This window comes from Vicinamibacteria bacterium, from assembly GCA_035570235.1.
GTDB lineage: Bacteria > Acidobacteriota > Vicinamibacteria > Fen-336 > Fen-336 > DATMML01.
Window position 1 is genome coordinate 23,840 of record DATMML010000068.1, and the last position, 10,944, is coordinate 34,783.

At 65.4% G+C, this 10,944-nt stretch carries 11 protein-coding genes; 2 read left to right on the top strand and 9 right to left on the bottom strand.

Translation table 11 applies throughout. The features are described 5' to 3' along the window. Positions 1-130: 130 nt before the first annotated feature. Complete coding sequence (locus tag VN461_12300) at positions 131-1,738, bottom strand: hypothetical protein (GenBank protein HXB55561.1); 1,608 nt, start codon at positions 1,736-1,738, stop codon at positions 131-133. Between the two features lie 136 nt (positions 1,739-1,874). On the opposite strand from VN461_12300, the gene VN461_12305 reads away from it, so the two are divergent. Next, a complete protein-coding gene (locus VN461_12305; GenBank protein ID HXB55562.1) occupies positions 1,875-3,197 on the top strand; it encodes a Gfo/Idh/MocA family oxidoreductase in 1,323 nt (440 codons plus the stop codon). Between the two features lie 355 nt (positions 3,198-3,552). On the opposite strand, the gene VN461_12310 is transcribed toward VN461_12305, so the two are convergent. From VN461_12310 to VN461_12335, 6 genes are all read right to left on the bottom strand, one after another. Next, positions 3,553-4,287, bottom strand: coding sequence for a CDP-alcohol phosphatidyltransferase family protein (locus tag VN461_12310; protein ID HXB55563.1), 735 nt, complete (start codon positions 4,285-4,287; stop codon positions 3,553-3,555). Positions 4,288-4,325: 38 nt separating this feature from the next. Beyond that, entirely contained in the window at positions 4,326-6,428 is a 2,103-nt protein-coding gene (locus tag VN461_12315; protein HXB55564.1) for a flippase-like domain-containing protein, read from the bottom strand. Continuing rightward, positions 6,425-7,792 carry an aspartate aminotransferase family protein gene (locus VN461_12320; protein HXB55565.1) on the bottom strand — a complete coding sequence of 456 codons (1,368 nt, stop codon included), beginning with the start codon at positions 7,790-7,792 and terminating at the stop codon, positions 6,425-6,427. The genes VN461_12315 and VN461_12320 overlap by 4 nt, the downstream gene beginning before the upstream one ends. Before the next feature lie 286 nt (positions 7,793-8,078). Beyond that, positions 8,079-8,282: a hypothetical protein gene (locus VN461_12325; protein HXB55566.1), complete on the bottom strand. Its 204-nt coding sequence runs from the start codon at positions 8,280-8,282 to the stop codon at positions 8,079-8,081. A gap of 172 nt (positions 8,283-8,454) precedes the next feature. After that, positions 8,455-9,045, bottom strand: a complete 591-nt coding sequence (locus VN461_12330) for a hypothetical protein (GenBank protein ID HXB55567.1) — start codon at positions 9,043-9,045, stop codon at positions 8,455-8,457. A gap of 79 nt (positions 9,046-9,124) precedes the next feature. After that, positions 9,125-9,373, bottom strand: a complete 249-nt coding sequence (locus VN461_12335) for a hypothetical protein (GenBank protein HXB55568.1) — start codon at positions 9,371-9,373, stop codon at positions 9,125-9,127. A 159-nt stretch (positions 9,374-9,532) separates the two neighbouring features. Between VN461_12335 and VN461_12340 the strand changes: the two genes are divergently transcribed. Further along, the gene (locus VN461_12340; GenBank protein ID HXB55569.1) at positions 9,533-9,994 is read left to right on the top strand and encodes a hypothetical protein; all 462 of its coding nucleotides are present in this window, start codon (positions 9,533-9,535) and stop codon (positions 9,992-9,994) included. A gap of 21 nt (positions 9,995-10,015) precedes the next feature. Here VN461_12340 and VN461_12345 read toward each other — a convergent pair whose 3' ends face one another. Both VN461_12345 and VN461_12350 read right to left on the bottom strand, forming a co-directional pair. Next, entirely contained in the window at positions 10,016-10,552 is a 537-nt protein-coding gene (locus VN461_12345; GenBank protein HXB55570.1) for a hypothetical protein, read from the bottom strand. Between the two features lie 90 nt (positions 10,553-10,642). After that, on the bottom strand, positions 10,643-10,944 hold a 302-nt coding region (locus tag VN461_12350; GenBank protein HXB55571.1), incomplete at its 5' end, for a hypothetical protein.

Genomic DNA, 10,944 nt, shown 5'->3' on the forward strand with positions numbered 1-10,944 from the left:
TTGTCGAGCATTGGCTGATGCCGGGGTCGCGGGGGAACCCCGTGCGGGGATCCCACACAAGTCCTGCCGCCGGCCCCTCTCTCCAACGAGATCGGCTGAAGCCAGTCGAACGAGCTTGGCTTTTGCCCGGTCAGTAGTTGGAGGTCCGGAAGGTGAACATGACTCGCTCGCCGGGGCGCCCGCTCAACCGGAACACCAGCGCATCGCCCGACACCTCGGTCACGCTTCCCGCCAGGACCCGTAGGCTGCCCGGGACGAAGTTGGCCGTGGATCCCAGCTCAAAGCGCCACGTTCCCGGCTTCCCCGCTCCTTGCAGGACCCGGGCTTCGAAGCGGTTCTCGCCGCGGTGACCGTAAGCCATGCCCGCCGACAGGCCCGGGCCCGCGAAGGCGGTGGCGGAGCTGTTGACCAGCACTTCGCCGCTCGCCCCGGGCACCTCTAGCTTGCTCGTCCAGACCAGTTGGTCGGTATTGGACGTCGATATGGTCGGGTCGGCCGCGATCACGATGTCGCGGTGGGCCTTGGGGTCGTTGCCAACCCCCGACGACTCGACTCGCATCCTCACGTTCCAGCATTGCAGGGGTTTGATTAATGTAAAGGCTGGCCGGACAAGGTCGTACATCGACCGGGGCCGACGCTGCTTAAGGCTGGCTGGAACCGGGCATGGGGACGCGGGGGGCGGCGGGATTAGGGTGAAGACCGGCCTCACACCATCGCTCGTCGAGCGCGGCCGGCGCCGCGAGGAACTGGATGTCAGCTGGGAAACGGGCCTCGCGCCCGCCATCCCAGGAGATGCGCTGGGACCGGTAATCCCGGCAAAGGGCGTCGTGATGTTCAGGAAATTGAACGTGACCTTGATGCTGCAGGGGCCGCCCAGAACGGCGGGCGGGGGGGGAGGCGGAGGAGTGGGGGGGAAGGCGAAGCGCGCCCCCGCCGCGACGTCTACGTTGTAGTGGAGTTTGGTGGGGCCCGTGCTCTGGCACATGTCGAACTCGACCTGCTGAGTGCCGGGCAGGAGCCACTGCTGGGCGTCGGAAGGGATCGTCACTCCGGCAACCCTGACGATGAAAACCGGGTTGAAAGGCACTGCCGCCGGGGTGGTGGGGGGGGTGGTGCCTGGCGTCGTCGCCGGCACCGTCGGCACTGAGGAACCCGCGGGTTGCGTCGTCGTGGTCGTGTTGCTGTTGCCGCTCGTGCCCAACGCGATCCCGCCCCCCACTATCGCGGCTCCCCCGGCCACCGCCGCCACCACGGTCGCCGTCCCGATCCCCCCCGTCGCAAACCCCGCGGGTACCGCCGGAAAGACCGTCACCGACGCGCTGGTCACGAAGGGCGCGACCGGCACGTCCTTCTTGCACTCGCTCTCGCTCCCCACTACCAGAGCCGCGTTGTCGACCGTCCGGTTCTCCGCGAATTTCTGGTCGAACGCGTTCACGTAGTAGAGGACCTTTTTTCCGATGAGCGCCTTTTTCGGCTTGGGAAGAATGCCCGCGTGGCAGGGGGCCTCTGACTTCATCTCAACGTAGTACCAGTTCGGAGGCCCGTCCGCGGCTCGGAAGTACACCCGCGCCCGGGCCATCTGGCTGGCGGGCGAGAAACAAGCATTCATCTTCGGGTACTTCTCGGCCACGATACATCCCACCGGCTTATGGTCGATGTTGAGACCCTGGGCCAGTACAGGCAGCGGTAAGAGCGTGAGCAGGAACGCGATTCCCCGCCGGATGGCGCGTGCAATCATGACTGGCCTCCAGACCTAACGCCGCGACCGGACACAAGAGCCTATGACCGGCCCAGCACCAAGGAAATTCTCGTAGGGCTGGATTCTAGCACCCCGTCCTGCTTTATTCTATGCGGACGATGAACGGAGGCAGGCCATGAAGCGAACGCAGAACGGACGGCGTGATTTCCTGAGGTCGTCCGCCGCCACCGCGGCCGGTCTGGCCGTGCTGTCGGCCTTCCCACGGAAGGTCTTGGGCGCCAACGAGCGGTTGCGTGTCGGACTCATCGGCTGTGGCGGGCGCGGCAACCACCTCCTCGGGGAGACGTTCAAGTCGGCGGGGGAGCTGAACGTCGAGGTCGCCGGCCTTTGTGACGTCTGGAGAGTCAACCTCGAGAAAGCAGCCGCGCGGGTGGCCGCGGAGCAGAACTCGAAACCGAGGACCTTCGCGCGGTTCCCCGACCTCCTGGCCATGAGCGACCTGGATGCGGTGATCATAGCCACCCCCGATTTCGCGCATACGCCTATCCTCATCGAGGCCACGAAGCTGAAGAAGCACGCTTTCGTGGAGAAACCGATGGCGACGGTGCTCGAGCACGCCAACACCGCGGTCAAGCTCGTGCGGGAGAACCAGACCATCGTCCAGGTCGGGACCCAGCGGCGAAGCGATCCCCGGCATCATGCCGGGGCCAAGCTGGTCCAATCCGGAATTCTGGGGAGGGTGACGGAGGTGGAGACCGCTTGGCACGACGCGTCCCCCCGCTGGGCACGCGACTTCAACGACATCCGGCACGAGGACGTGGACTGGGAGCAGTATTTGATGTTTCTCCCCAAGGAGCCCTGGAATCCGGCACGTTTCCGGCGATGGCACCTCTACAAGGACTTCACGGTGGGCACGCCGGGCCTGCTGGGGGCGCACTTGATCGATGTCGGTCTCTGGTTCATGGACGACCCCCTGCCGCGCTCGGCGGTGGCCCACGGCGGCGTCTACGTGTGGAAAGACGGACGCGAGCATGCGGACACGATCGAATGCGTTTTGGAGTACCCGAAGGGCTTTCTTCTCAAGTACGCAACCCGCCTCGGTAACAACAACCCTGTGCCGGAGGCGATCTTCTTCGGAACCAAGGGGACATTCGACACGGAGAGCTGGACGGCGCGGGGGACAGGCGGGGGCAAGGAGGCGCTGGCCCAGTCCGTGACCGTTCCGAAGCCGGCGACACCTGTCGCGGCCGCACCCGCCGGGGCGGGCACGCAACGGGGGGCGGCGGAGGATGCGGGCATCGCACAACCAGACCCCCGCATCGCGGGAGAGGGCCATGTCCGTAACTGGCTGGAGTGCCTTCGCTCGCGCAAGACGCCCAACGCCCCGATCGAGGTTGGGTACGCGCACTCGGTGGCCAGCATCATGTGCTTCAAGGCCTGGGAGAGCGGCCGGCGCCAAGTCTATGACCCTGCGAGCCAGCAGATCCGGCCCGCCTGAGACTCGATTACTCGCTTCCTTGCCTCCCCCCGTGCTCGCCGAGGGCTTTCCGGCCCCCGGAAAGGTGGGGAGCGGTCGTTTCTGGGGACCGGACCCGGGGACCGCTCCACTGACGGGCTGTCCGACTATCGGCCGGATCCGGACACTCTCGTGTCACCTCGGGGGCGGATCAGGGTGCCCCTGCCCACAACCCACTGGAAGGGAACGAGCGGACTCCGTGGCATGGGGACTGCTATAGGACAGGTAGGCACCGGCGCGGCGCCTGTCATCTTCGGCCTGGAGGGAGGCCGGAAGTCAGGCGCCCGCGCCGGGGGCCTGCGTCCCCACCCTGCTACCCCCTGAAGGGAACTGGCGTCTAACGAAGACGCGCGCCGATCCAGATCGTCCGGTGGACGGCGGTCAAGAACGTAGCCAGGGTCATGAGGGCCAGCATCCACACCACCACCGTCCCCGGGGGCAGTCGGAACCAGGTGGTGAGGGTGGGGTCGAGGAAGCAGACGAGGCACGTGAGCACGAGTCGCTCTCCCCGCTGCATCAGGCCCCCGGTGCAGAGGACCCCCAGGACCTCGCCCCGAGCCCGGGCGTAGCTGACGATCAGCGAACCGCCCATGGCGGCCGCGGCCAGGAAGGGCCCCCAAGCGCTTCCCCGAAGGTAGATCACGAACCCGAGGAAGGCGAACACCTCCACGAAGCGGTCGAATGTGCTGTCGACGAAGTCACCAAAGTCTGAGGCCACGCCGGTCAGGCGAGCGATGCGCCCGTCCAGGATATCCGCCACCCCCCCCAGGGCGATGGCCAAGCCCCCCAGCTCGAGGCGGCCGAGGGCGATAGCCACGCCGCTGGCCGCTCCCAGGGCCAGACCCAAGTAGTTGTAGAAGTCCGGGGTGAGGCCCAAGCGCAGAGAGAGGGTGGTGAGCGGGGTTAGGGCCCACATGAACCAGTGGAGGAGGAAGTCGCCCGCCCCCAGGAAGAGCTGCCCTCCCTTGCCCTGCTGGTCAGCGTCGGTCCGGGGCCCGCGCAGGGCATAGACGCCCATCGAGACAACTCCCAGGGCGAGGGTCGCGAGGAAGGCGAGAAAGGCGGTCGACACCGGGCTCGGTTTAAGCGGCCTTCACGAGGAAGGGGTCCTCAGCGCGACCGTCGCGAGAAGGGCCGCCACCAGTCGGTCCCCCCGGCGAAAGCCAGACCAAGAATGCCGATAGGCACGACCTGCAGGAGATGGTAGACGACGGCAAAAGCCAGGGCGTTCTCCTTTGGCACGCCAAACTCCACCAAGGCCAAGGTCGCGCTGATCTCGAGGGTGCCAATGTTCCCGGGCGGGGCGAGCGGAAAGGCCAGGGCCAGGTTCACCGCCACCAGTACCAGGAAGATCGCGGAGAGGGGCAGATCCAGCCCCACCGCCTTCATGGAGAGGGCGGTCACGTTCACCTCGAGGGTCCAGGCCACCAAGGAGACACCGAAGGAGGCGGCCAGGGCCTTCGGCTCTCGGCTGGCCAGGAGCCCGTGTCGCACCTTGGCCATGAACGCAGTGACCCGGGCCACGGCGTGACGGCGCGGGGAGCCGGCGGTCTCCGGGGCGCCTTCGCCCCGCGGCTGCAGGGCGAGGACCAGGATCGTGCCCAGGATGAAGAGGGCGAGGGCGAAGGCCCCGCCGGGCCGGATCCACAGCGGGACTCCGACGAAGAAGGGGAGCAGAGCCAGGCCGAGGAGCAACCCGGCGGCGTTAACCAGCTGGTCGAGGACGATGGACCCAATGATGGACGTCCGCGGCAAGCCGGTGTCGAGCCCGAGCCAATGGGCGCGGACCAGTTCGCCCGCTCGGGCCGGCATCACCGTGGAGACGGCGAAACCCACCACCATGGCCTTGAAGGCGTGGTAGATGTTGGCAACCTTGGACATGGGACGCACGAGGGCCAACCAGCGGGCAGAGGCGGCGAGGACGAAAACGAGGTTGACGGTGGCCGCCAGGATGATCCAGCCCACCTGAGCCGAGGCCACGGCTCGGGCCACTTGGCGCCAGTCCACGTCGTAGAAGGTCCAGGCGGCGGCGGCCAGGAGGACGCTCAGGCCGACCCCCCGCAGCACCCAGCGCCGGCGTCGCCCCTCCGCGGGGGCACTGCTGGAACCCGCGGGGAGCGGCGTTGGTAACATCGAGTCGGGTGCATCCATGGTGGCTAGCGCGTAGGCCAGGCTCTCGGCCTCCGGCTCCTCTACCTCGGTAGGAGTGAGGGACAACGCGCGGCCCTGTTCCGAGGACTCGTAGGCACGCGAGATCAGGCGCGTTACGTATACCGCTTCGTCTAGAGCCTCGGTACCCGTGTCGCTCCGGCGCACGCGGTCGGTGAAGTCGACGAGCAGCGGCGCGTACCACTCCGAATGTGAGGAGTTCTGGCTCATGCCCCCCGCGAAGGCGATCTCCTCGCGGGTCTCGGCGTGAATGCTCACCCGCTCATCGTCGCCCGTGATTTCGCCCCCCTCGCCCACGAAGCGGTAGTGGATTTCCCGGCGCCGCGCGGCCCAGGTCAGGCTCACCTGGGCCAGGCCCTCTCCGAAATCCAGGGTCACAAAGGCGGTGTCCTCCACCTCGTAGCCGTGGTGGAGAAGCGTCCGCACCGTAGCCTGGACGGTATCGGGTTCCCCCAGCACGGCGCGCAGCTGGTAGAAGATGTGGGCCCCGTGGTCCACGAGTATTCCGCCCCCGGCTAGGCTGCGGTCGGTGCGCCACTGAGGCTCCCAGTTCGGGTTCCCCGGGTTGGCGCCCATACGGTGGACCTCGTACTCGGCCAGGTAGACGCGACCAATGCGGGGCAGCAGGGCCTTCACCGCCTGCCACTGTGGGGAGTAATGGTATTGATGGCAGGGCTGGAAGACGACACCCGCTTCGCGCACCGCCCGCGCTATCCGGTCCGCGTCCTCGGGGGAGGAGGCCAGGGGCTTCTCGCAGACCAGATGGAGGCCACGGCGGCTCGATTCCTCCACCAAGAGCCGGTGGGTGAAGGGGGGGGTGCAGATGTCGCAGAAGTCGAGGGACTCCCGCTGGAGCAGGTCTTCCGCCCTCTCGTAGGTGCGCGCACGGGGGAAGAAGGCGCGGGCGTCCTCCCGGTTGCACGCGGAGAGGTCGGCCACGGCCACGATTTCGACCTCGTCGCCGAGGGCGCCGCTCGCCCATTGAGGCGCATGTCCGCGGAGCGCGATGTTCCCGGCCCCGAGTAGGGCTCCGCGCAGTTTCAACGCCACCCCCCGTCGCGGGAGGCCCAGGCGAACACCTCTTCGATGATTCCGAGGGCGGTCTCCGCCGAGGCCCGGTCCATGGAGAGCGCGGGGTTCACCCGGAAATGCGGGTTGTAGACCATGCTGATGAGCCCCCGCCGCAGGCATTCTTGGAAGAGCCGTGCGCAGAACTTCTTGTCCAGGGGTTCCTTCGTTTGGCGGTCCCGGACCAGCTCCAGTCCGATGAGCAAGCCCTTGCCCTGTACGTGGCCGATGAACTCGTGTCGCTGCTGCATCTCCCGGAACTTGCCGAGCATCCAATCGCCAAGGCGGGCGGCATTCTCTACCAGCCCCTCTTCCTCGATCACGGTCACGGAGGCGAGAGCGGCCGCCCCCGCCATGGGATTGGCCCCGTAGCTGGAGCTGGAGCCGGAAGGGTTGCCCCAGGGCGCGGCCTTGGTGATCTCGTCCGTGGAGGCGAGGCCGGAGACGGGGAACCCCGCCCCCAGTCCCTTGCCCATGGTGATCACGTCGGGGGTGGTGTCGGTGTGCTCACATCCGAACCAGCGGCCCGTGCGCCCGAAGCCAGTGATCATCTCATCGCTGATCAGAAGGGCGTGGTTCTCGCGGGCGATCTCCTGGATGATGGGCATGAACTCCGGAGGCGGGACGACGTTGCCGGCGGTGCCTTGAATGGGCTCGATCAGAACGGCGGCGAGGGCGCCGGTGGTGGAGTTCTTCACCACCTTGCGCGCGAACTGCGCGCATTCGATCCCACACGACGGGTATTTGAGGCCGAGCGGGCAGCGGTAGCAGTCGGCATAAGGCGTGAGGTAGGTGCCCGGGAGCGAGGGCCCGAGGCCGTTCTTGGTCCCGTCACCGATGAGGGACATGGTTCCCGCGGTCTTGCCGTGGAAGCCGCCCCAGAAGGACAGGAACTCATACTTCTTGGTGTGCGACTTGGCCAGCCGCAGCGCGGCCTCGACGGCTTCCGTTCCCCCCGAATACAGCTGGATCCGGGTGAGGCCCTTAGGGGTATGAGACGCGATCTTGGCCAAGGCCTTGGCCCGGCGGGCTGTCGTGAAGGACCCGACCGTCACCTCGTCTATCTGCTCCTTGAGGATCTGGCGGTAGCGCGGATGGGCGTGGCCGAGGGCGTTCACGCAGATGCCCGCGGCCAGGTCCAGGTAGCGGTTTCCGTCCACGTCTTCGACGAGGGAGCCTTCGGCACGCGCTACGGCAATCCCGGAGAGCGTGGCGATGGACTGGACGCCGGGAGCCAAGTTTTTCGACTCCGCGGCGACAAGGTCGCGGCTCTTGGGACCGGGAATCTCGGTAACGATGCGAGGCTCTTGAGAGATGGTGGCTTCGGCAGCTTTCGGCAATCTATCCCTAACCTCCGGCCCCACTGGGCCCGGACAAACTATGAATTATACCACACGGCCGTAAACCCAGTGGGACGCAGCGGGACGGCACGGAAAGGGCCCTAACGGCGCCCCGGAACGCGACGGGACGCAGTGGTCATAGCACACTTAGTTTACAGGGAGATCCGCCGTGAGGTCTAGAGCCGAGCCCGCGAAACTTTCCGGCTGAGCTCAACCCGGCCCCTCCGACCCGCCGGGGTTCCGCTGCGCCTCGTGGCGGGGCTGCCAGGGGCCTTCCCACACGGTCTTAGCGGGCCGCCTTGAAGGCTTTCCAGAACGCATCCCAAAAGGGTACCCAAAACGACAGGGTGAACGAGACTACGAACGCGGCCGCAAATGCGGCCCCGAAGCCTAGCAGCCCCCGGACCCAGGGTTTCATCTCAGGCGCGTACCGCCGGAGCAAGAACTCCGTGCCCAAACCGACCAGCATGCCCCCGACTATCCACGGCATCAGTCTCTCCTCTTGGAAGGCGATGCTACGCCTCCCGACACCCCCGTGGGCACCGGAGTCACAAGGCCGACCAGACCTGCGAAACTCGGGGCTCCACAACTGGGAGATCAGGGGGAACTCCCCCCCTTCTGATGTACGGCACGTTCCGGACCGTCTGACCCGCCGGGTAGAATCACGCGGTCTTCGCCGACCTGAACCCCCGCAGGAAGTTTGTGGTCTCGTCCTCGAACCACTTGACCGCTTGATCTACCCTGTCGAGGTCAGCCTCTGTCAGCCACAAGTCGTCACGCGTACGGGGGTGCGTCACTCGATTGCGGATCACGATGGCGTCCATGAATGCACGCCAACCGTCATCCTGGAAGTTTGGATCGAAAGGAGGATCCGCGCAGCGACCAAGTAGCTTAAGGAGGAAGCGCACGCTTTCTTTCAGACGCAAGGGCCTCCGAACAGGCCGCGCTCTGGCCTTCGCGTCAAGCTGAAACTGCACCTCGTGGAGGACGAAGACCTCGGGCACGCTTAGCTTGACACGCCCCGTCTCGTTGGCAGCAAGCAGGAGATGCTTGTGGGCATGAGTCATTCCCTCCACAAAAGCCAACATCACCCGGACGTATGCTCGGCGAGCGGAGCCAGCCTCATTATCACCGGCGTCAACCTGAGCGGCGGCCCACTCGCGGTCAGCCGTGAGCCCATAGGCTAGGACGCCAAAGCGCATCAGTGCTCGACCGACCGGGTCGAGTTTCGACTCGTCGATCTCGATCACCATGTCTGCGCCGTCTGAAACCGACGCGGCTGTCCGCGAGTCCGGTAGCGGTCAGCGTGGCCCGGTCACTGCCGCTGGGGTGCTAGTCGGTTACTCTCTGCACCGAGAAGGCAAACTGCAAGTCACTCCCGAAGACCTTGAACGACTCGGCGTTCCTCAGGTTATACAGGCCCTCACGGATGTTGTCGTAGGTACCCTTGTGCTCGATGGAGCGACCGTAGCCGAGCCCCAGAGCAACGAATCCTGGCTCTCGCGGAGCGAAGGTCTCTATCGGGTCTTGCCCCTTTTGATCTACGCTGAACGGGTACCACCTATCGGCTTTCCACAGCATGCAACCCTCCTGGTGCAACTCAATCGCTCCAAACCCTACACGCAATCGTAGCACGCGGCCAGGTGACTTAGCGCCGTGCTAGAGTCAAAGGCGCAACGCATTGGGAAAGAAAGCACCACCGCCAGCGTGCCTTCGAGGCAACGGAAGGGGAGCCCTAATGTGACCGACCACGACGCCCAAGTTCAGCAGCGAGCCATCAAAGCTCTCTGGCCCAGCAGCGAGGACCCAGCGTTCCCGTTCAAGACCTTCACCGTCTGGGGGCTGCTCGCAGACCTCATTGCCCTTGGCGTGATCCTGGCGATGTTCAGAGTTTGCACCACGCCGTTCGAGACGGTAGTCATCGCTGGTTTGATCCTGCTTTACAACCGCGTCCTGTCGTCCGTCGTGTCCATAGGTCGTGCCTCATTAGATTATGCGCTGGACCGGGAAGTTGAGTTTGTTCACCTATTGAGACTTCTTAACGACCCCGAGGCGCATAGGTTCGAGGAGGACATCAAGGAAGCGGCTCGCATCGTTCGCTCTCGTAAGGCGAACGTGCCGTACCACATCGACAGCGTATTCCGGGCGGTTACATCGCTCATCGCGTTATGGAAGCTCGCTGCAGCCATTTGGCCCCAGTAGTGGAGGCCGACTAACGGGAGCTCAGCGCAGGATCGCGAACGTCGCTGACGCCACTGCTGCCGTAAACAGAAGGAGACCGCCCGCACAGCCTCCGCCCTTGGAGGACCGCAGTCCTCCCGCCGGGACGACCAAGACCTTGGGCTGGCCGTACTGTTCGTCATGAGCGGCTCTTGTAAAGCGAGCAAGGGTCTGCGCGTTGTCGATGAACCGCCGCAGCCATTCCTCCCGGTCCCCGCCGGCGGTGTCCCGAGTAGTCTCGACCAGAAGGTTCTCGATGCGATGCGGCTCCATGAACCACTGCGTGGGGACGAGCATCGGACCGGCGACGTTCATCCAGGGTCTCGGCATTAGGCTTTCGATGACGGCCTGGTACATCGTCGCCAGCTCCTGAATCGTGACCCCGTGCTGCCGAAGTGGCGGAGCGACGGAGCGGTCAGTCCAGACCTTGGTGACAAACTTCCAGATTAGGTCCCGACCAATCTGATCGTCTGGACGGCCGCCCAGCGTGAGGTGTTCTCGTAGCCGGTGCTCGGCCATGCTGATGGTCATTTTTCCCATGCTGCACCTCTTGCGTCCCGCGTCGTGTTACCAGGATCGTGGCACTCGCCCGACTACTGCCGGCTAGTCTGAGGTCGGCTCGTAGAGGAACTAGGGCTTTAGCTGATTGATGCGGATGATCAAACTGGTCAACTGCCTCAGCAGATGCTCAAACGCGGAATCGGCCGCAACGCGATCCCTGGGCGCCAGTGGAATCGCGCTAGTTGCTGCGCGCCAGAACTTGAGGCGCGTCCGGCCGATTTCAGTTACCAGGGCAGGCAACTCACCCTGAATCTTGCATTCCGCGAACAGCGCAGTGAGACCTTGGACCTTCACATCAAGAATCTTCAGGCGGCGGTTTAGTGCTCTCTGGAACTTCGCCTGTGTCGGTTCACCTTCTAGCTCATCCAGGG